This window comes from Streptomyces sp. NPDC015144 (assembly GCF_043079735.1).
In the GTDB taxonomy this organism is placed as follows: domain Bacteria; phylum Actinomycetota; class Actinomycetes; order Streptomycetales; family Streptomycetaceae; genus Streptomyces.
Genome location: NZ_JBIBUU010000006.1, coordinates 272,690 through 292,114 on the forward strand (window position 1 = coordinate 272,690; position 19,425 = coordinate 292,114).

Below are 19,425 nucleotides of genomic sequence, written 5' to 3' on the forward strand. Positions count from 1 at the left end.
GGCTCTCACTGGTGCGCGATACTGGGATTGAACCAGTGACCTCTTCCGTGTCAGGGAAGCGCTCTCCCGCTGAGCTAATCGCGCGGGGATCCTTGCGGACCAGTGGACGATACTGGGATTGAACCAGTGACCTCTTCCGTGTCAGGGAAGCGCTCTCCCGCTGAGCTAATCGTCCTTGGAGGTGGAGACGGGATTTGAACCCGTGTAGACGGCTTTGCAGGCCGTTGCCTCGCCTCTCGGCCACTCCACCAGGAGCGGGGGTTCGGGAAGATCCCCCACCTTATGCGAGCGGACGACCAGGTTCGAACTGGCGACCTCAACCTTGGCAAGGTTGCGCTCTACCAACTGAGCTACGTCCGCTTGTCTTTCCCGGTCCGCTTGCGCGTCCCGGCGACGTGTTGAACTCTAGCGGATTCCTGGGCCAGTACAAAAACGCGTTTGCGCAGCGTGCTGAGGTGCGTCCACGCCGGGGCGGGTCGTCGGGGGCCGTCCTAGACTCGACGACGTGCACGACCTTGCTCCGATGGCCCGCTTCGACGGCCTCCACGCCTCCGATCTGCGGGACGTGACCAGTGACCCCGCAGCCCTCGACTCGACCGGCTTCTGGGCCGTGTCCGCCGACTTCGAGGGCCGTCTCGTCTGCGCCCGCTTCGGCTCCGTGCGCCGGGCGGAGGTGCCCGCCCCGGTGCCCGGCGCCTGGCGGGGCCCGGCCGCCGGTGACTGGAGCTCGTCCCTGGACCGCGCCGGGTACGTCGAGGGCGTACGGCGGATCCGCGCGTACATCGCGACGGGCGAGGTCTACCAGGCCAACCTCTGCCGGGTGCTGAGCGCGCCGCTGCCCGACCCGGCCGCCGCCGACGTGGACGCGCTGACCGCGCTGCTCGCCCGCGGCAACCCCGCCCCCTATGCGGGAACGATTCGGCTCCCCGGGCACGGCGTGGAGATCGCCACCGCCTCGCCCGAGCTCTTCCTGCGCCGCGACGGCCGGACCGTCGAGTCGGGGCCGATCAAGGGGACCGGCCGTACCGAGGCCGATCTGCTGGAGAAGGACCACGCGGAGAACGTGATGATCGTCGACCTGGTCCGCAACGACCTGGGCCGGGTCTGCGCCACCGGGTCGGTCACCGTCCCCGACCTCTGCGTGGTCGAGAAGCACCCCGGACTGGTCCACCTCGTCTCCACCGTGCGCGGTGAGCTGGCCGCCGGTACGGGCTGGCCCGAGCTGCTCGCCGCCGCGTTCCCGCCCGGATCGGTCACCGGGGCGCCCAAGTCCAGTGCCCTGCGGATCATCGAGGAGCTGGAGACCGCCCCGCGCGGTCCCTACTGCGGGGGGATCGGCTGGGTCGACGCCGACCGCCGCACCGCGTCCCTCGCGGTCGGCATACGCACCTTCTGGATCGACCGGACCGGTCCCGCGCCGCTCCTCCGCTTCGGCACCGGGGCCGGGATCACCTGGGGCTCCGACCCGGAACGCGAATGGGACGAGACCGAACTCAAGGCGTCCCGGCTCCTCGCGGTAGCGTCGGGTGCCGAGGAATCGACCGGAAGGACCGCGTGATGAGGACATGGGTCAACGGCGCGCTGCGTGACGCCGAGGACGCCCGGGTGTCGGTGCTGGACCACGGGCTCACCGTGGGCGACGGGATCTTCGAGACGGTCAAGACCGTCGACGGCAGGCCCTTCGCCCTCACCCGCCACCTCGACCGGCTGGTCCGCTCGGCCCGTGGCCTCGGCCTGCCCGAGCCCGACCTCGACACGGTCCGCCGCGCCTGCGCCGAGGTGGTCGAGGCCAACCCGATGCCGCTCGGCAGGCTGCGCATCACCTGCACCGGGGGGCTCTCCCCGCTCGGCTCCGACCGGGGAGCCTTCGGCCCCACCCTCGTCGTCGCGCTCGGCGAGGCGTCCCGTCGGCCGGACACCACCGCCGCGATCACCGTCCCCTGGACCCGCAACGAGCGCGGCGCCCTCGCCGGACTGAAGAGCACCTCCTACGCCGAGAACGTCGTCGCCCTCGCCCGGGCCCGTGAGCACGGCGCCTCGGAGGCGCTCTTCGCCAACACGGCCGGCCGGCTCTGCGAAGGCACCGGCTCCAACGTCTTCGTCGTGCTCGACGGGCAGCTGCACACCCCGCCGCTCGCCTCCGGCTGCCTCGCCGGGATCACCCGCGAGCTGGTCGTCGAGTGGACGGGCGCCCAGGAGACAGATCTGCCCCTCGACGTCCTGGAGCGGGCCGAGGAGATCTTCCTGACCTCCTCGCTGCGCGACGTACAGGCCGTCCACCGGGTCGACGGCCGTGAGCTGCCCGGCACACCCGGCCCGGTGACCGCCAAGGCCATGCGGGTCTTCGCCGAGCGGGCCGCCGACGACCTCGACCCGTAAAAGGGGATGACGGGCCGGGGGCCGGCGGATAGAACATCCCTGATGACCACCACCCTCCGGCCGACCGGGCCGATCCAGCAAGGCACCGACGGTGCGAAGAGCCGCGACTACGAGGTGTGCGACAACGGGCGGGCCATCGGCTCCGTCCGCGTCGGCACCGACGCGGGATTCGGCGCCGCCGCCGGTGTACTGAGTTCCCTGACCATCGACGAGGCGAGTCGGCGGCGGGGTCGCGGGACCATCGCCGCCCTCGCCGCCGAGGAGGTGCTGCGTGGCTGGGGCTGCGGCCGGGTCCGCATGGAAGCACCGGAGGGCAACGAGGGCGTCCGGCGCCTGGCCGCCTCCCTCGGCTACACGGAACGCAGCCGCAACATGGCCAAGGAACTCGGCGCCACCGCACCCGCACTCCCCGAGGGACTCGTGGCCCGGCCCATGACCCCCGCGGAGTTCGAGGCATGGCGGGCCGTCGCCGTCGACGCGTACGCGCAGTCCTGGATCGACCGGGGCGTCCCGGCCGACCAGGCCATGAAGAAGTCCCTGGCCGACCACGCCCGCAACCTCCCGGACGGCCTCGACACCGAGGGCGCCCACCTGCACGTCCTGGTCGACGGCTCCACGGTCGTCGGCCATGTGTGGGTGACGCTGCTCGGGAACGACGACGGCGGGGTGGACGGGTTCGTCTACGGCGTCGAGGTGGAGGAGCAGCACCGGGGCCGCGGCCACGGGCGCGCCCTGATGCTCCAGGCGGAGCGCATCGCGCTGGCCGGGGGCGCCCGCGGGATCGCCCTGCACGTCTTCGCCGCCAACACCCCGGCCCTGCGGCTGTACGAGTCGCTCGGTTACCGGACGACCCAGTACAACCTGGTCAAGGAGCTCTGAGGCTCAGCCCCGCCCGGCGAGCAGCCGGTCGGCGATCTCCTCGATCCGGCCGCGCAGCCCGTCCTGGCTCTTGCCGCCGTCCAGTCGCTCGCCGCCGATCACATAGGTCGGGGTGCCGGTGACACCGATCGCCTTGCCCTCGGCCTGGTCGGCGTCGACGATCAGCATGTGGCGCCCGTCGATCAGCGCGGTGTCCATCTCCTCGGCGTCCAGGCCGAGTTCCCGCGCCACCTCGACCAGCAGCGGCTCACCGGTGCGGTCGAGGTCGGCGGTGCGGGCGAGGACGGCGTCGACGTACGCCCAGTCCCGGCCCTGGGCGGCGGCCTCCTCGGCGGCCTGGGCGGCGGCGTGAGCGTGCCGGTGCTTCTCCAGCGGGAAGTGCCGCAACCGTACGTCCAGCCGGTCGCCGTACCGGGCCCGCAGGGCGTGCACATCGGTGAGGGCGCGGTGGCAGTCGGGGCACTGGAGATCGCACCAGACGTCGAGGACGATCGGGGTCGCGGGGGTGGAATCGTTCATACGGCCAGTCTCCCAGGGCCCGCGCGAGCCACCCAACCGGCACCCGGTCCACCGCCTCCTCCCCGGCGCTCCGCGTGGCCGGCACCGCCGGAATCGGGACCTGGGGAGGATCCCGGCCCTGAGATGTCCCTGATGCGCCCGTCGATCGTGGCCGCCGTACCGGTCGCCGGTGCAGGATGGAAGGGACGTTTCCCCAGCGCCTGGAGGCACCGATGCTTGCCGAGACCATCTGCTCCGCGGTGTCAGCGGCGGGTTTGGGCGTGGCCGCCGTCACCGCCTGGCGGAAGCGTTTCCTCACCGCGACGAGGATCGCCGCCTACTCCCTCGTCCCGATCGGGCTGGTGCTGACCGGGGTCGTGAGCTGGGTCGCCGGGATCGCCTTCAAGCCGGCCGTCTGGCTCGGCTTCGGGCTGCTGGGGCTGGCCTGGCTGCTGTTCATGACCACCCGGGCGATCGAGCGCCGGGCCGGCGGCACCGGCAAGGAACGCCGGGCGGCCGCGCGGGCGGAGCGGGGCCGGGCCGTGGCCCCGGAGTCCTCGGCGCCGTCCCTGGGAGCGGGTGCCTCGCGGGCCCGGCCCGAGGCGGCCCGACAGCGCTCCGCCGATCCGGGCGACGACTTCAGCGACATCGAGGCCATCCTCAAGAAGCACGGCATCTGAGCCCGGCCCCCGCGGGGCTCCCGGCATCCGCCGCCCGGACACCGTCCGTACGATGAGGACACGCCGCGGACCGGGCGCGGCCGAGGCGGCAGTGGGGCGGACGAGTGGCGCGCGTGGCAGGGATCAAGGACGTGGCGCGGCGGGCCGGAGTCTCCGTCGGCACCGTCTCCAACGTGATCAACCGGCCCGAGTCGGTCCTGCCGCGGACCCGGGACAAGGTGCTCGCCGCCATCGAGGAACTGGGCTACGTGCGCAGCGAGTCGGCGCGCCAGCTCCGCGCGGGCCGCAGCCGGATCATGGCCCTGCTCGTCCTCGACATGGGCAATCCGTTCTTCGTGGACGTGGCCCGGGGCGCCGAGCGCGCGGCCCGGCGGGCCGGTCTCGGCGTCATGGTCTGCAACAGCGACCAGAGCCCGGCGGAGGAGGCCGAGTACCTCGGGCTCTTCGCCGAACAGCGGGTGTGCGGGGTCCTGATCACCCCGGCCGACGCCACCGGCCGCAATCTGGAGTCCTTCGGCCGCCACCGGATCCCCTTCGTGCTCGTGGACCGGGTGGCGGGGGCGCCCGGGATCTGCGCGGTCTCCGTGGACGACGTCCGGGGCGGTGCCCTGGCCGTCGGCCATCTGCTCGCGGCCGGCCACCGCTCGGTGGCGTACGTCAGCGGGCCGGACGTCCTCTCGCAGGTCAGGGACCGGCGCCGGGGCGCCCTGGCGGCGCTCGCCGACGCCGGACTGCCGCCCGGGGCGCTCACCGAGATCCCGTCCGACCGGCTGGACGTGGCGGCGGGCCGGGACGCGGGGGCCCGGCTGCTGGGACTGGTGCCCCGGCCGACCGCGGTGTTCTGCGCCAACGACCTGCTCGCCCTGGGGGTGCTCCAGACCCTCTACGCGGCGGGGGTCGACGTGCCGGGGGAGATCGCCCTCGTCGGCTATGACGACATCGAGTTCGCCGCCGCCGCGGCCGTACCGCTCACCTCGGTCCGCCGGCCCGCGGCGGTGATGGGGCGGACGGCCGCCGAGCTGCTGCTGGAGGAGGCGTACGGCGAGGGCGGCGGCCATGAGCACCGCGAGGTGGTGCTCCAGCCGGAGCTGGTGGTGCGGTCCTCCAGTACGGCACCGCGCTGAGGCGGTACGGAGAGGGCCGGGGCGGGCGCCCGCAGCGCCACGCAACGAGAACCGGGTCATTCCGGGCATGGCGTCGAACGACCGCCGAACACCCGTGGACGACTCGGACGCCGGAGCGAATCCGGGGCGCCTGGTAAGGGTGAACTCCCTTGGGCAGCGGGCTTATTGGCCGTCTATAGGGGTGGAGTGGGTCATGATCTTTCCGAGATGGTCGACACCACCCGGGGAGATGTCCCCACACGCCCCGCCGAAGAGCCTCGTGGTTGCCTCTTCGCGCTGTCCCAGCCCCCTTTGATGATCTTCCTCGCGGTCGTCGGCAGCCTGCTGCTGATGGCCGCGGTGCACGATCTCTTCATGCTGTGAGGGGCCGGTCCGTGCGATGAGGGGTCAGCCGGCCGCCTCCTTGCGGCGCGCCCGGTACGCGGCCACGTGCAGACGGTTGCCGCAGGTGCGGCTGGAGCAGTAGCGGCGCGAACGGTTCCGTGACAGATCGACGAAGGCGTACCGGCAGTCCGGTGCCTCGCACCGGCGCAGCCGCTCCAGCTCGCCCGTCACGACGATGAAGGCGAGTGCCATGCCGCAGTCGGCGGCGAAGTGGTCGGCGATGGAGGCGTCGGGCGCGAAGTAGTGCACATGCCAGTCGTACCCGTCGTGATTGCTGAGCTGCGGCGTCGTGCCGGCGGCGGCGACGAGCGCGTTGACGAGCTCGGCGGCGGTCTTCGTGTCGTCGGTCGCGAAGATCTCGGCGAAGCGGGTCCGTACCTCCCGGACGGCCCGCAGATCCCGCTCGTCCAGCTCGCCCACGCCGCTGATGCGGTGGCGCCCGGCGAAGTCGTACAGCGCCTCGACGTCGGCGAGGCCCTCGCCGTGACCGGTCCGCGGCTGCCCGCCCTCCGGTGGTTCGCTCTCCGGCGCGGTGTTCAGCAGCTCGACCACCGTGTCGAGGGCGATCCTGGTGTCGTGGGGGATCAGCACGCTTACGCTCCCTGCCTCCGGCGGCCGGGTGTCCGCCGATGCGGGCAGACTCTACTGGCTCGGCCGGGACGCGCCCCGGTCCGAGCGGGCCGGTGCGCGGTGCGGGGGCGGATACCGGCCACGGAGACGCGCCGGCGCCGTCACCACGGTGGATTCCGTGAGGACGGCGCCGGTGTCAGCCGTATGCGGTTTTCCGGGCGGCGCCGTCTCCCCGAGTCGGACGGCGCCGTGCGGCTCTCGGCCTGGTCAGCTCTCGGCCAGGATGTGTGAGAGCTCCGTATCGAGATCGAAGTGACGATGTTCGGTGCCCGGTGGTACCGCGGCGTCGGTCCGCTTCAGGAACGACTCCAGGGCCCTTGCCGGGGCTTCGAGCAGTGCTTCGCCCTCCGGGGAGCTCAGCGCGATGCAGACGACGCCCTGGCCGTGGCTACGGGATGGCCAGACGCGGACGTCTCCGGTGCCGGTGGGCCGGTGCAGCCCCTCGGCAAGGAGGTCGCGGGCGAATACCCATTCGACCGTTTCCTCCGCTCCGGTATGGAAGGTGGCGTGCACGGCATACGGATCGGCCGTGTCATACCGCAGGCCCGCGGGTACAGGCAGTGATGACTCGCTCGACACAACGAGGCGCAGGTGCAGCTCGCAGCTGACCGTGGTGTTCATAAGCGCCAGGGCCTTTCGCTCAGTGTGCGCTCGGGGATTCGCACGTCGGCGAAATCGACATGCCACCTACGGTGGCGTTGTAAACCCCTCTGGGCTTTTTGTGTCTCTTCGGGTAGCTCGTACAGCGGTGTGTAACTTTTGGTTATGCGGCCATTCCGGTGAAGAAGGCCGTTCCGGTAGATTGGGTCCATGAATGCGGAGCGTGACGTGCGGGACGGCGGTGCCGTTCCCGCGGCGCCCGTTCCGGGCACGGGGAACGGTGCGGAGAGCGGCGTGGCCGGAGAGGCTGGAGAGGCCGAGGGGGGTGCTCCCGAGGGGCGGGGGCTCGGTTCGCGGGCGCCGGGGTTCATCCGGGCCTCCAGGCCGCTGCACCTGAGCTGGCAGGTCGGCGTCTTCGTGATCGGCCTCGCCGTGGTGGTGGCGGGGATCATCATGTTGCCGCTGCCCGGTCCGGGCTGGCTGGTGATCTTCGGGGGCATGGCGATCTGGGCGACGGAGTTCGTCTGGGCGCAGCTCGTGCTCCGCTGGACCAGGCGGAAGGTCACCGAGGCCGCCCAGCGGGCGCTCGACCCCAAGGTCAGGCGCCGCAACATCATCCTGACCGTGGTCGGTCTGGTGATCGTCGCGGTGCTGGTGGGGATCTACGTCTGGAAGTTCGGCATCACGATGCCGTGGAAGATCCACGAGTGATCCGGGGGTGGTCATGGGGCGCCGCTGACATGGGGTAATGTTTGCTCCGCACCCGGGCGATTAGCTCAGTGGGAGAGCGCTTCGTTCACACCGAAGAGGTCACTGGTTCGAACCCAGTATCGCCCACCCGGACAGAGGGCCCGTGAGACCGCAGAGTCTCACGGGCCCTCTGCGTTTTCCGGTTCCGGCGGGTCCTCGGATTTCCCGCCGGCGGGGCCGCGGGAGCGCGGGGTCCGGTGGGTCTCCGGAGTTTTCCGGGATACGGGAATTCCCGGAAGGTTTCCTTCCGGGTTCCCGGGCGGGCAATGACTCCGGTTCGTGGAGAATTCCGTATCGGCCGGGGCCTCCGTGAACTGCTGCATTTCCCGGGCGAGTTCGCCGTGGTGTTTCTTTCCCGCCCGGGACGACGCCCCGTCAGCGCATGCGGCCCACACTCTCCTTCAGGCGCCGCGCGTCGCGCAGCCGCTGCTCGTACGTGGCCCCGACCACCAGCAGCAGCGCCCCGGCCAGGGCGGGCGGCAGCCAGCGGGGGAGTGCGCCGACGACCTGGACGACGTACGGCGCCAACTCGTGCACGGCGTCCAGGGCCAGCACCGTGCCGCCGAGCAGCAGCAGGGCCTGGAGCCGCAGCCGGGCGCCCGCGAGGGTGATCACCAGCGCCGCCGTGCCGAGCAGCAGCGGACGCTGCCAGTCCGGGTCGAACCAGGCCGCGAAGAGGCTCGGGACCAGCGTCGCGGCGAGACCCGCCCCGTACGCCGTCCACGACGAGGCCGACGGGTCGCGGCGCCGGCGCAGCACCCCGACCGCCAGGGCGGGCACCGTCACCGGCAGCGTGTACGCCTCCGGGGCCGTCACGCCCGAGGCCGTCAGCCGCACCCAGGTGGCCAGGACGAACAGCGCCACCGCCAGGTGGCCGGTCGCCGGCCGTCGCTCGGCCCGTACCGCCGTTCCCGCCGCCAGTACCCCGCACAGCGCCAGCACCAGCGCCAGGAACGGCCGGTCCGGTGCGGCCATCAGGACCGCCAGGACGGCCGGCACCGCACCGGCGATCTCGATCACCGGGGCCACCGGGCGGTTCCGCAGCCGGGCCCCGAGCAGCACCGTCACCGCGGTCACCGCCAGCAGCAGGGGCGCCGCCCGGTGGCCGGCCAGGTCCCACGACGCCCCGGCCGCGCGGACCAGCACCGTCGCGCACACCACGGCCCCGCCCGCCGCCACCGCCTGCGCGGCCCGCGACGCCCCGTCCACCGGCCCGTCGAGCAGCACCGCGACCGCTCCGAGCGCCACCAGCGCCATCGCGAACACCGGGTACGTCGCGGACTCCTCGGCGAGCGACAGGAAGCCCACGCCGACCGCTCCGGCCAGCCCGCTCACCAGCGCCGTCCACCCCACCGCCTCCGGACCCCGGCGCAGCCGGGTCACCGCCACGGCGAGCGTTCCGCACACCAGCACCGACTGCGCGGCCACGGCGGCCGGGTACGAGAACCCCAGCACCGCGGGAAGCGTGACGAGCCCCGCCCAGCAGACGGCCGAGGCGACGGCTCCCACCGCCGCCCGCACCCCGGGCCCCGGCCGCGGCACCGGCCCGGCCACCCGCACCAGCCCGTCCCACCAGCGGTACGCGGCCCCCAGCAGCGCGGCCGCCGCCAGCAGCGTCACCGGGGCCGCGGCCGTCGCGGACCACGCCGAACCGGTCACGCCCAGCGCGCCCCGGACACCCCCGTCGGGCGCCCCGGACCACACCCGGCCCAGCTGCGACACCGGGCCCAGCAGCGACAGCCCGGCCAGCGGCGCCGAGACCAGTACCGCCGCCGTACCCACCGACGCGGCGGCCCAGCCCAGCCCCCGCCCGACCGGCTCCGGCAGCGGCGCGCGCACCGCCGTCAGCAGGGCCGCGCCGCACAGCAGGTACACCGGCACCGACCAGCCCCGGTCCATTCCGGCGCAGAGCACCCCGCCCACCGCGGCCACCCCGCACAGCCCGGCGAGCACCCCGCCCGCCACCGCGAGCCCCCGGGGAGCGCGCCACGCCCCGAAGAGGGCGATCGCCGCCCCCGCGAGCAGCAGTGCGGCCGGCTCCAGCGCGTCCGGCACCGAACGGGCCGCCACCGACTGCGCCAGCGCCACCAGCAGCCCCCAGAGCCCGGTCGTCCAGGCGCCCGCGCAGGCCGTCATCCGGACCGCGTCGCCCCGGCCGCGCACCGCGATCACGCAGTCCAGCGCCGCCGTCCCCAGCAGCGCCCAGCCGAACCCCGAGGCGCCCGCGCCCGCCGACCACGCCCACAGCACCAGCGGCAACTGGGCGGTCACCACGGCCAGCGGCAGGGGCAGCCGCAGCCGTCCGAGAAGCAGTCCGTACCCGCCCCACAGCACCGCGAGCACCGCCGAGGAAGCCGCGGTGAACCCCGCCGCACCGGCCTCCGGCACCGCCACCCGGTGCAGCGCGTAGGCGTCGAGCACCATCAGCAGGCACGCCAGCGCACCGAGCGACTCCGCGGTCGCGGACAGCCCGCGGCGCAGCAGCGCGACGGGGGCGGCGAGCGCCGCGAGCGTCACCGCGCCGAGCACCGCCGAACGCCCGGCGATCCCCATGTGCCCCCAGCTCACCAGGGTGAACGCGATGGCCGCGACGGCCAGCAGGAGACCGCCGAGGGTCAGCAGCACGTTCTGCGCGCCGCCCGGGGCGTTCCCGGCGCGGGCGGCGGGGACCGCGAACGGCGCCGGAGGGGGCGGTCCGAACGGGGCGAAGTGCGGTGCGGGCGGCGCGGCGGGCGGCGTCAGCACGCTCAGCAGCCAGGCCCGGCGGACCAGCAGGTGGGACCGGCGGGCGTCGAGCCGGGCCAGTTCACGGTCGAGGAGCGCCAATTCCTCGGCGGGCGGCGGCACATGTTCCATGGACGTGAGTGTGGCGCCGGCCACGGTTTCGTACATGCGCTCGGATACTCAGTTCCCCGGCTGAGTATCCGCAGACTGGGCCCATGGACTGGAACCACTACCGCTTCATGAGCACCTGGGACCTGCCGGCCCCGCCCGACACCGTGTACGCGATCCTCGAACAGGCCGACCGGTACCCGTGCTGGTGGCCGCAGTTCCGCGCGGTGGCCACGGCCGACGGGGCCACCGGGACCACCCGGATCCGCGCCTTCCTCCCGTACGAACTCGTCGTCACCGTCCGCGAGAGCCACCGCGACCCCCGGGCCCGGGTCGTGGAGGCCGTGCTCGGCGGCGACCTGGTCGGCTGGGCCCGGTGGACGGTGACCGCGCACGGCGGCGGCAGCCGGGCCGTCTACGAGCAGGAGGTCGAGGTGCGCAGGCGGCTGATGCGGCTCCTGGCGGTGCCCGGACGGCCGGTGTTCCGGGCCAACCACGCCCTGATGATGCGCGCCGGACGGCGCGGGCTGCTGGGCAGGCTGGGCGCGGTTTGAACCGGAGCCGCCGAGCCCTGTATGGTTCAACCCGTTCCCGGGCGATTAGCTCAGTGGGAGAGCGCTTCGTTCACACCGAAGAGGTCACTGGTTCGAACCCAGTATCGCCCACACCGGGAGAAGCCGGTCCGTCAGCAGCATCGACGGACCGGCTTCTGCGTGTCCGGATCCGGGTCCGGTCCTGTGCTCGTGGGACGGGCAACCGGACGGCCGGACGGTCCCGGATCCGTCACGCGGCGGTCGGGAGCGCCGGGCGCAGCGGCCACGCCGGGTCCACCGTCTCCGCCGCACCGTTCTTCGCGAACCACGCCTGCAGCCCGCGCGCCTGCGCCGCGTGCCAGACCGCCTGGAGGGTGTGCAGCTCCGACGGGCTCAACCGGTCCAGGCGGGCGGAGAACCGCCGCCCCACCGCCCGTACCAGCTCCAGCGCGGCCGTCGCGTCGGCCTCGGCGTCATGGGCGCCGTCGAGGGCGACGCCGTACAGCGCGCAGAGGTCGGTGAGGGTGCGGCGGCCCTTGCGGTAGCGGTCCAGGTGCTTGTCGAGCACGTACGGATCGAGCACGCACAGCGGGGAGTTCTGCACATACGTCCCCAGCGAGGAGGCGCGGTGGCGCTTCAGCTCGCGGTCCAGCAGGGTCAGGTCGAACGGCGCGTTCATCACGACGAGGGGGCGCCCGGCCGCGCACTGCTCGGCCAGGGCGCGGGCCACCTCCTCCATCACCGGCGCCGGCCAGCGCCCGTGGTGCTGGAGGTGCTCGTCGGTCAGCCCGTGGATCGCGGTCGCCGCGGGCGGCACCGGCACCCCCGGATTGACCAGCCAGCGGGTGACGCGCATCCGGCCGCCCGCCATGTCCTGGACGATGAGGGCGGCCGAAACGATCCGGTCCCCCTCCACGTCGATGCCCGTCGTCTCGGTGTCGAATGCGGCCAGTGGTCCTTCGTACCAGTACGTCATCCCCGAACTCCTCGCAGCCGAACGGCAGATGGTGCTGTTCCTCCGCCCGGTTCGGTGATACCCGCGCCCTTTGCCTGATACGCCGTTTGCGGACCGTCCGGTGCGGTGACAACACAGGTGCGGGACAAGGCAGTTGCCCGTCGTCCCGAGAACCGAGAAACCGGTCGTCACAGCCCGGAAGGCACCCGCAGCCATGGCGCTCGCGAAGCCCGAACCGAGCGGGCTGCTGCCCCAGCGGACCGAACCGCTGCGCGGCGCACTCGCCACCACCGCCTGCATGGAGACGCTCCAGGTGGGTTATCTGCACGCGGTCGCGGCGGCGGCGGGGTGCTCCCTGTCGCAGCCCTTCCCCGACAACGGCATCGACTGGCACGTCAGCCACGGAGCCCCCGGCCATGCCGTGGACGACGAAGTGACCATCAAGGTGCAGCTCAAGTGCACCTATCAGATTCCGCCGCGACCGCCGCGACCGCCGCGACCGCCGGGACCGACGTTCGCGTTCACACTCGACAACGCCCATCTCGTGAAGCTCGCCCGGACCCCCGTGTCGGTCCACAAGATCCTCGTCGTGATGATCGTGCCGCGCAGCCGGGACGACTGGCTGCGGGCCGGGCACGACCGGCTCGACCTGCGGCACTGCTGCTACTGGACCAACCTGGCCGGTCACCCGGTGACCGGGCGGCGGCGGACCACCGTGCGCGTCCCGACCTCACGGATCTTCGACGAGCGGGCGCTCTGCGGGATCATGGCCCGCGTGGGGGCGGGAGGGAGGCCCTGATGCGCCGGCCGACGGACGGGAACCGCGCGGCACCCCCGGTGGGCGTCCCCGACCCCGCCGGGGTCGACCCGGCCGTCCTGGGCGCCCTGCTCGGCCGGCACGGCTGGCTGCGCCGGGGCGGCACCCCGGGACGCTACGGCCGCCGGGCCCCGCCGGGGGCGCGGCGAGCCTCCTGGTCCCCGACACCACCGCCTTCCCCGACAGCGAGGACCTCCTCGCCGAGGCGCTCACCGCGCTCGCCCGCTGCGCGCTGCCCTCCGCCCGCGGGATCCTGCTCTCCCTCGCCGTGCCCAGCGACGAGATCCGCTGGTGGCGGGAGGCCCCCGAACCGGTCGCGGGCGCGACCGCCTGGACCGGCGCGGAACGGCTGCACACCGCCGCGCGGCAGATCCTGCTCGCCGGGGCCCTCGCTGTGCGTTCCACCACCGGCTACCACGGCGCGCGCCACCGCCGCCGGGCGCGGGCCGCGCTCGACGGCGTGCTGGTCGAGCCCGCGCCCGGCGGCCGCGAGCTCGCCGCCTTCGTACCGGTCGCCTCCGGGCGGGCCGTCGCCGTCCGGCTCCACCGGGCCCTGCACGCCACCCGCGAGGCCGTGGACTACCAGCGCGCCACCGGCGGCTTCGAAGCCTTCGACACGGCCGTCGCGGCGGGCGTCAGCCGGGAGCTGACCCAGGCCCTCGTCGCCCTCGTACGGGGCTCGGAGGGGGCGGGCATCACGCTGGACTGGGCGCCCGTCGCCGGACCGCCCGGGGGCTGCCCGGCCCGGCCCGAGCCGGTGGAGTTCTCCCCGGGCGACCTGCCCGCGCTGCGCCGGGCGGGCGCCCGCTACCTCAGGGACGAGCCGCCCGAGACCGTCCGCGTCACCGGCGCCGTCGTCCGGCTGCGGAGGGCCGCGCCGGGCGGCCCCGGGATCGTCCGGCTGCGGGTGCTGGCGGGCGCCGAGGTGCCGCACGTACGGCTGGAACTGGACGAGGAGGCGTACCGGATCGCCGGCCACGCCCACCTGGTGGGGCTGCCGATCCGGGTGGAGGGCAGGCTGGAGAGCCACGACGGGTTCCGCCGGCTGACCCGGACCGCGCAGGTCGTGCCCGTACGGGTCGACGACGCGGAGCGGGACCGGCTGATGAAGTCCCTCCACGAGAACCTCGACTGCTTCGAGGAGGCCTGCGGCGGCGAATGAAGGGGGCGGCCCCGGCCCTTTTCGCACGGGAGGCCGTCGGCTCGGTACGATTCCCCTGGCACGCGCTAGAGGAATGCGGGTGCGCCCCCTGAGTCAGGAGAGACCGGTGTCAGACGTCCGTGTGACCATCCAACGCGATTCCGAGCGGGAAGAGCGCGTGGTGACGACGGGCACTACGGCAGCCGAGCTCTTCGCCGGCGAGCGCACCGTCGTCGCCGCCCGGGTCGCCGGTGAGCTGAAGGACCTCGCGTACGCCGTCGCCGACGGCGAGGTCGTCGAGCCCGTGGAGATCTCCTCCGAGGACGGTCTGAACATCCTGCGGCACTCCACCGCCCATGTGATGGCGCAGGCCGTGCAGCAGCTCTTCCCCGAGGCCAAGCTGGGCATCGGCCCGCCGGTCAAGGACGGCTTCTACTACGACTTCGACGTCGAGAAGCCGTTCACGCCCGAGGATCTCAAGGCCATCGAGAAGAAGATGCAGGAGATCCAGAAGCGCGGCCAGCGTTTCTCCCGCCGGGTCGTCACGGACGAGGACGCCCGCGAGGAGCTGGCCGCCGAGCCGTACAAGCTGGAGCTCATCGGGATCAAGGGCTCCGCCTCCTCGGACGACGGCGCGGACGTCGAGGTGGGCGGCGGCGAGCTGACCATCTACGACAACCTCGACCCGAAGACCGGCGAGCTGTGCTGGAAGGACCTCTGCCGGGGTCCGCACCTGCCGACCACCCGGTTCATCCCGGCGTTCAAGCTGATGCGCAACGCCGCGGCGTACTGGCGCGGCAGCGAGAAGAACCCGATGCTCCAGCGCATCTACGGCACCGCCTGGCCCACCAAGGAAGAGCTGAAGGCGCACCTGGAGTTCCTGGAGGAGGCCGCCAAGCGCGACCACCGCAAGCTCGGCAACGAGCTGGACCTCTTCTCCTTCCCCGACGAGATCGGCCCCGGCCTCGCGGTCTTCCACCCCAAGGGCGGCATCATCCGCCGCGCCATGGAGGACTACTCGCGCCGCCGCCACGAGGAGGAGGGCTACGAGTTCGTCTACTCCCCGCACGCCACCAAGGGCAAGCTCTTCGAGAAGTCCGGCCACCTGGACTGGTACGCGGACGGCATGTACCCCCCCATGCAGCTCGACGACGGGGTGGACTACTACCTCAAGCCGATGAACTGCCCGATGCACAACCTGATCTTCGACGCGCGCGGCCGCTCCTACCGTGAACTCCCGCTGCGCCTCTTCGAGTTCGGCACGGTGTACCGGTACGAGAAGTCCGGCGTGGTGCACGGCCTGACCCGCTCGCGCGGCTTCACGCAGGACGACGCGCACATCTACTGCACCAAGGAGCAGATGGCCGAGGAGCTCGACCGGACGCTCACCTTCGTCCTCAACCTGCTCCGCGACTACGGTCTGACCGACTTCTACCTGGAGCTCTCCACCAAGGACCCGGAGAAGTTCGTCGGCTCCGACGAGATCTGGGAGGAGGCCACCGAGACGCTGCGCCAGGTCGCCGAGAAGCAGGGTCTGCCGCTGGTCCCGGACCCGGGCGGCGCCGCGTTCTACGGCCCGAAGATCTCGGTCCAGTGCAAGGACGCCATCGGCCGCACCTGGCAGATGTCGACCGTGCAGCTCGACTTCAACCTGCCGGAGCGCTTCGACCTGGAGTACACCGGCCCGGACGGCACCAAGCAGCGCCCGGTCATGATCCACCGCGCCCTGTTCGGTTCCATCGAGCGCTTCTTCGCGGTGCTCCTGGAGCACTACGCGGGCGCCTTCCCGGTCTGGCTGGCCCCGGTCCAGGCGGTCGGCATCCCGATCGGCGACGCGCACGTCCCGTACCTCCAGGAGTTCGCGGCCAAGGCCCGCAAGCAGGGGCTCCGGGTCGAGGTCGACGCCTCCTCCGACCGGATGCAGAAGAAGATCCGCAACCAGCAGAAGGCCAAGGTGCCCTTCATGATCATCGCGGGTGACGAGGACATGGCCAACGGTGCCGTCTCCTTCCGCTACCGCGACGGTTCGCAGGAGAACGGCATCCCGGTCGAGGACGCCCTCGCCAAGATCCGCAAGGCCGTGGAGGACCGCGTCCAGGTCTGACCCGACGACGGCCCCGAGGCCCCCGGAGCGCTATCCGCCCTCCGGGGGCCTCGTCTCGTCCTCCCGCCGGAACACCTGCATCAGCCACGACGAGAACGAACCCGTCACCGCCCCGAGCAGTGCCAGCCCGCACAGCATCAGCCCCGACGCCACGGTCCGGCCGCCCGCCGTGACCGGCACCGCGTCCCCGTACCCCACGGTCGTCAGCGTCTCGCAGGCCCACCAGACGGCGTCCCCGAAGGTGTGGATCGTGGTCCCGGGCGCCCGGTGCTCCAGGTGGTAGACGGTCAGCGCGGCGGAGAACCCGAGCAGCAGGGCGGCCGTCCCCGCGTAGCCGATCACCCGGGCGTACAGGCTCAGGCGCGGCTTCTCCCGGCCCTGCTGGACCACCGTGTAGATGTGGATCAGACGCAGCGGCCGCAGCAGCGGAAGCAGCAGCACCAGGGTGTCCAGCCAGTGCACCCGGACGAAACGGTGCCCGAGGCCGCTGAACCGCAGCCGTACCACGTAGTCCGCCGCGAAGACCAGCCAGCAGGCCCCGACCAGGGCGAGGCCGAGATCCCGCAGGGCCCCCAGGCTCTCGGGCGCGAGGACATGGAGCGCGTAGCCGAGCAGGAAGAGCAGCGAGACGCCGAAGAGCGGCACCTCGCTGCGCTGCTCCCAGCGCCGGAGACGGGGCGGGGCGGAGTCGGCGGGCGGGGCGCTCATCGCCTCAGCATCGCCTCGCGACGGTGGGTGCGCCCCCGACGACACGCGCCCGGGGAGTGAAGCAATATGCTGATCCGCATGACGAGTGAGCCGGAACAGCAGATCGGAGTGGGGACGCCCGACGCGTTCCAGCGCCTGTGGACGCCCCACCGGATGGCGTACATCCAGGGGGAGAACAAGCCGACCGGCCCGGAGGCCGGCGACGGCTGTCCGTTCTGCGGCATCCCGTCGGGTTCGGACGAGGACGGGCTCGTCGTCGCCCGCGGGACGCACGTCTACGCGGTGCTGAACCTCTACCCGTACAACGGCGGCCACCTGATGGTGGTGCCCTACCGGCACGTGGCCGACTACACCGAGCTGGACGGGCCGGAGACCATGGAGCTGGCCGACTTCACCAAGCGGGCCATGGTGGCGCTGCGGGCGGCCTCCGGGGCGCACGGATTCAACATCGGCATGAACCAGGGAGCGGTCGCGGGCGCGGGCATCGCGGCCCATCTGCACCAGCACCTGGTGCCGCGCTGGGGCGGGGACACCAACTTCATGCCCGTCGTCGGGCACACGAAGGTGCTGCCGCAGCTGCTCGCGGACACGCGCAAGATGCTGGCCGACGCCTGGCCGGTCGGCTGACGGGACCGGCGTACGAAAGGCCCGGAGGCCTCCCCCCGGGGGGAGGGGGACGGCCTTCGGGCTTTTCGTCGTGCCTGCTACGCGTCGTACAGGTCGGCCTTGCGCGGGCTCGGGTCCTGCACGGCGCCGCTGAGCACCATCGAGCGGTTGTCGAAGCGCTCGGTGTCGACGCCGTTCTCCGAGAGGACCCGCAGCGCGGCGTTGTGCACGGCGCGCAGCACGGGCGTCGCGGCGCGCATCGCGTCGTCCGCCATGAAGCGGTGGCGCCACGGCTGCTCGGCCCAGGCGTGCCGCAGGCCGAAGGGCTCGGGCAGGGCGATCTTCCCGCCCAGGTAGTCCAGCAGCGGCGGATACCAGGTGAGCGGGGCGCGCAGGGCGAGGCGGACCACCTCGCTGGACTCCACCAGCGGCAGCTTGATGTCCCGGGTCTCCCAGAAACGCACCGTCTTGTTGACCGTCTTGGACGGGGCCGAGGGCTTGCTGGTGAAGAGCGAGTGGACCGGGCCGAGCGCGTGTCCGGTCACCTCGATGCGCAGCGTCTCGTGGAGCACCGTGACCGTGATCATCATGGTGATGATCAACTGCCCGTCCCAGAGGACGAACTGGACGCCCAGGTAGTGCCGGTTGCCGCCGCCGAACTGCTGGTGGTTGCAGATCCGCTGTATCTCGTGCGGCTTGACCTGGAAGGTGGCGACGTCCTCACCGGCCGGCCGGGAGACCGAGTCCGCGTTCTCGCCGACGGGGGAGACGATCCAGTGGGTGACCGACGGCTTGGGGAACCCCCCGGTGTTCAGCGGGCCGCGCTCCAGCATCTTGAGCTGGTCGTGGATCGCCCGGATCACGTCCCAGCTGCGGAACTGGTGGAACTCCTTGCCGGGCTCCTTGGAGACGAGCTCCTCGGCCAGCTGCCAGCTCCCCCAGCGGGTCCCCATGCCGAGGATGCCCTTGGGGCCCGCGTAGAAGACCGAGTTGGAGTGCTGCTCGGCGGTGAGCTTCTCCAGGCCCTGGCGGAGCGCCTCGCGGGAGGTCTCGCTGGGGTTCTTCGGCACCGCCTCGGGGATCTTGGCGGTGACGCCGCCGCCGGAGAGCAGCCCCTCCCAGCGGGCCCGCATGTCCTTGGCGGACGCCTCGGCCACCTGCTTGGCGAGATACCAGCCGACGACCGGGGCGACGATGGCCAGCAGGACGTAGATCGCCAGGAAGTTGTGGAGATCCACGTTGACCACGGCGATCAGCGCCACGATCCCGATGATCGGGAGCATGGCGTTGCCCAACGCGGAGAGCACCTTGTCCGAGGTCTTGGCGAGGGAGTCGCGCAGCCGGAACGCGATGATCCACATCAGCATGCCGGGGAGGAAGAGGAGGCCGAACACGGCTGTGATGACGGTGAGTTTGGTGTCGCGGCTCTTGCGGAGACGGGACGCGGCCAGACAGTGCTCGACGACGGTCTGCGGGTCGGTTCCGAAGGACTGGATGAGGGCCTTGCGGGCGCCGCCCAGCATGCGCTCCTGGACGGCGCGGGAGAACGCCTCACCGAAATTCGGCTTGAAGTAGTCGGACTTGAGGAACTTGGAACGGCCCACCTTGACTTCGGACTTGTGCCACTCGTTGTTGGCTTCAAGGATCTTCTCCACCGGGCTGTCCCGGTACGCCGCCGAGGCGAGGGCATTCGTCACCACTGCCTGCCCGCCCGATCCCTGGAGCGGGATCTGCGCTCCGGGAGAGAAATCGAATCCGTCGCTGGCCACTGTCGCCCCCACTCGCCGCCGAGGAACTGCTCCTGC

The 19,425-nt window shown here is 72.4% G+C and carries 18 protein-coding genes, 6 tRNA genes and 1 pseudogene; 14 read left to right on the top strand and 11 right to left on the bottom strand.

The window, feature by feature from the left end; all coding sequences use genetic code 11:
* Positions 1-9 precede the first annotated feature (9 nt).
* The 4 genes from ACF08W_RS13680 to ACF08W_RS13695 form a co-directional block, all read right to left on the bottom strand.
* Positions 10-84, bottom strand: a tRNA-Val gene (locus ACF08W_RS13680).
* A 19-nt stretch (positions 85-103) separates the two neighbouring features.
* Positions 104-175 (bottom strand) — tRNA-Val (locus ACF08W_RS13685).
* A gap of 1 nt (position 176) precedes the next feature.
* Positions 177-250 (bottom strand) — tRNA-Cys (locus ACF08W_RS13690).
* Between the two features lie 37 nt (positions 251-287).
* Positions 288-360: transfer RNA gene (locus ACF08W_RS13695), tRNA-Gly, on the bottom strand.
* 163 nt (positions 361-523) lie between these two features.
* Here ACF08W_RS13695 and ACF08W_RS13700 point away from each other — a divergent pair.
* Genes ACF08W_RS13700 through ACF08W_RS13710 form a run of 3 tightly spaced genes read left to right on the top strand, consistent with a single transcriptional unit; the run spans position 524 to position 3,258 of the window.
* On the top strand, positions 524-1,558 hold the full coding sequence (locus ACF08W_RS13700; protein ID WP_352277603.1) for a chorismate-binding protein: 1,035 nt from the start codon (positions 524-526) through the stop codon (positions 1,556-1,558).
* Entirely contained in the window at positions 1,558-2,379 is an 822-nt protein-coding gene (locus ACF08W_RS13705; RefSeq protein WP_385210799.1) for an aminotransferase class IV, read from the top strand. The genes ACF08W_RS13700 and ACF08W_RS13705 overlap by 1 nt, the downstream gene beginning before the upstream one ends.
* A 42-nt stretch (positions 2,380-2,421) precedes the next feature.
* Positions 2,422-3,258: a GNAT family N-acetyltransferase gene (locus tag ACF08W_RS13710; protein ID WP_392279329.1), complete on the top strand. Its 837-nt coding sequence runs from the start codon at positions 2,422-2,424 to the stop codon at positions 3,256-3,258.
* 3 nt (positions 3,259-3,261) lie between these two features.
* On the opposite strand, the gene ACF08W_RS13715 is transcribed toward ACF08W_RS13710, so the two are convergent.
* Positions 3,262-3,777 carry a DsbA family protein gene (locus ACF08W_RS13715; protein WP_392279330.1) on the bottom strand — a complete coding sequence of 172 codons (516 nt, stop codon included), beginning with the start codon at positions 3,775-3,777 and terminating at the stop codon, positions 3,262-3,264.
* Between the two features lie 212 nt (positions 3,778-3,989).
* On the opposite strand from ACF08W_RS13715, the gene ACF08W_RS13720 reads away from it, so the two are divergent.
* The 3 genes from ACF08W_RS13720 to ACF08W_RS13730 all read left to right on the top strand — a co-directional run bounded on the left by ACF08W_RS13720 (position 3,990) and on the right by ACF08W_RS13730 (position 5,923).
* Positions 3,990-4,436 (top strand): hypothetical protein, encoded by a 447-nt coding sequence (locus ACF08W_RS13720; protein WP_352277471.1) that lies wholly within the window; start codon positions 3,990-3,992, stop codon positions 4,434-4,436.
* A gap of 104 nt (positions 4,437-4,540) precedes the next feature.
* The gene (locus tag ACF08W_RS13725; protein WP_392279331.1) at positions 4,541-5,560 is read left to right on the top strand and encodes a LacI family DNA-binding transcriptional regulator; all 1,020 of its coding nucleotides are present in this window, start codon (positions 4,541-4,543) and stop codon (positions 5,558-5,560) included.
* 207 nt (positions 5,561-5,767) lie between these two features.
* Positions 5,768-5,923 (top strand): hypothetical protein, encoded by a 156-nt coding sequence (locus ACF08W_RS13730; RefSeq protein ID WP_352277468.1) that lies wholly within the window; start codon positions 5,768-5,770, stop codon positions 5,921-5,923.
* 24 nt (positions 5,924-5,947) lie between these two features.
* Here ACF08W_RS13730 and ACF08W_RS13735 read toward each other — a convergent pair whose 3' ends face one another.
* Together ACF08W_RS13735 and ACF08W_RS13740 are read right to left on the bottom strand one after the other, a co-directional pair.
* Entirely contained in the window at positions 5,948-6,535 is a 588-nt protein-coding gene (locus ACF08W_RS13735; RefSeq protein WP_352277466.1) for a CGNR zinc finger domain-containing protein, read from the bottom strand.
* Between the two features lie 246 nt (positions 6,536-6,781).
* Positions 6,782-7,195 (bottom strand): SsgA family sporulation/cell division regulator, encoded by a 414-nt coding sequence (locus ACF08W_RS13740; protein WP_003959770.1) that lies wholly within the window; start codon positions 7,193-7,195, stop codon positions 6,782-6,784.
* A 189-nt stretch (positions 7,196-7,384) separates the two neighbouring features.
* Between ACF08W_RS13740 and ACF08W_RS13745 the strand changes: the two genes are divergently transcribed.
* Both ACF08W_RS13745 and ACF08W_RS13750 read left to right on the top strand, forming a co-directional pair.
* Positions 7,385-7,885, top strand: a complete 501-nt coding sequence (locus ACF08W_RS13745; protein ID WP_392279332.1) for a TIGR02611 family protein — start codon at positions 7,385-7,387, stop codon at positions 7,883-7,885.
* Positions 7,886-7,939: 54 nt separating this feature from the next.
* Positions 7,940-8,011: transfer RNA gene (locus tag ACF08W_RS13750), tRNA-Val, on the top strand.
* A 288-nt stretch (positions 8,012-8,299) separates the two neighbouring features.
* Here the strand turns inward: ACF08W_RS13750 and ACF08W_RS13755 are convergent.
* Positions 8,300-10,780 carry an SCO7613 C-terminal domain-containing membrane protein gene (locus tag ACF08W_RS13755; protein ID WP_392279333.1) on the bottom strand — a complete coding sequence of 827 codons (2,481 nt, stop codon included), beginning with the start codon at positions 10,778-10,780 and terminating at the stop codon, positions 8,300-8,302.
* An 83-nt stretch (positions 10,781-10,863) separates the two neighbouring features.
* On the opposite strand from ACF08W_RS13755, the gene ACF08W_RS13760 reads away from it, so the two are divergent.
* Both ACF08W_RS13760 and ACF08W_RS13765 read left to right on the top strand, forming a co-directional pair.
* Entirely contained in the window at positions 10,864-11,310 is a 447-nt protein-coding gene (locus tag ACF08W_RS13760) for an SRPBCC family protein (RefSeq protein WP_385210818.1), read from the top strand.
* Between the two features lie 39 nt (positions 11,311-11,349).
* A tRNA-Val gene (locus tag ACF08W_RS13765) sits at positions 11,350-11,421 on the top strand.
* A gap of 118 nt (positions 11,422-11,539) precedes the next feature.
* On the opposite strand, the gene ACF08W_RS13770 is transcribed toward ACF08W_RS13765, so the two are convergent.
* The gene (locus tag ACF08W_RS13770) at positions 11,540-12,265 is read right to left on the bottom strand and encodes a 3'-5' exonuclease (protein WP_385210821.1); all 726 of its coding nucleotides are present in this window, start codon (positions 12,263-12,265) and stop codon (positions 11,540-11,542) included.
* Between the two features lie 193 nt (positions 12,266-12,458).
* Between ACF08W_RS13770 and ACF08W_RS13775 the strand changes: the two genes are divergently transcribed.
* The 3 genes and pseudogenes from ACF08W_RS13775 to thrS all read left to right on the top strand — a co-directional run bounded on the left by ACF08W_RS13775 (position 12,459) and on the right by thrS (position 16,306).
* On the top strand, positions 12,459-13,043 hold the full coding sequence (locus tag ACF08W_RS13775) for a DUF4365 domain-containing protein (protein WP_392279334.1): 585 nt from the start codon (positions 12,459-12,461) through the stop codon (positions 13,041-13,043).
* Positions 13,043-14,223: pseudogene (locus ACF08W_RS13780) on the top strand (hypothetical protein). The gene ACF08W_RS13775 and the pseudogene ACF08W_RS13780 overlap by 1 nt, the downstream one beginning before the upstream one ends.
* A 106-nt stretch (positions 14,224-14,329) precedes the next feature.
* A complete protein-coding gene (thrS, locus tag ACF08W_RS13785) occupies positions 14,330-16,306 on the top strand; it encodes a threonine--tRNA ligase (RefSeq protein ID WP_352277458.1) in 1,977 nt (658 codons plus the stop codon).
* Between the two features lie 30 nt (positions 16,307-16,336).
* On the opposite strand, the gene ACF08W_RS13790 is transcribed toward thrS, so the two are convergent.
* Positions 16,337-17,014: a potassium channel family protein gene (locus ACF08W_RS13790; RefSeq protein ID WP_392279335.1), complete on the bottom strand. Its 678-nt coding sequence runs from the start codon at positions 17,012-17,014 to the stop codon at positions 16,337-16,339.
* Between the two features lie 66 nt (positions 17,015-17,080).
* On the opposite strand from ACF08W_RS13790, the gene ACF08W_RS13795 reads away from it, so the two are divergent.
* Positions 17,081-17,641 carry an HIT domain-containing protein gene (locus ACF08W_RS13795; protein WP_352277456.1) on the top strand — a complete coding sequence of 187 codons (561 nt, stop codon included), beginning with the start codon at positions 17,081-17,083 and terminating at the stop codon, positions 17,639-17,641.
* A gap of 77 nt (positions 17,642-17,718) precedes the next feature.
* Here the strand turns inward: ACF08W_RS13795 and ACF08W_RS13800 are convergent, their stop codons facing one another.
* Positions 17,719-19,389 carry a hypothetical protein gene (locus tag ACF08W_RS13800; RefSeq protein ID WP_385210831.1) on the bottom strand — a complete coding sequence of 557 codons (1,671 nt, stop codon included), beginning with the start codon at positions 19,387-19,389 and terminating at the stop codon, positions 17,719-17,721.
* Positions 19,390-19,425: the final 36 nt, after the last annotated feature.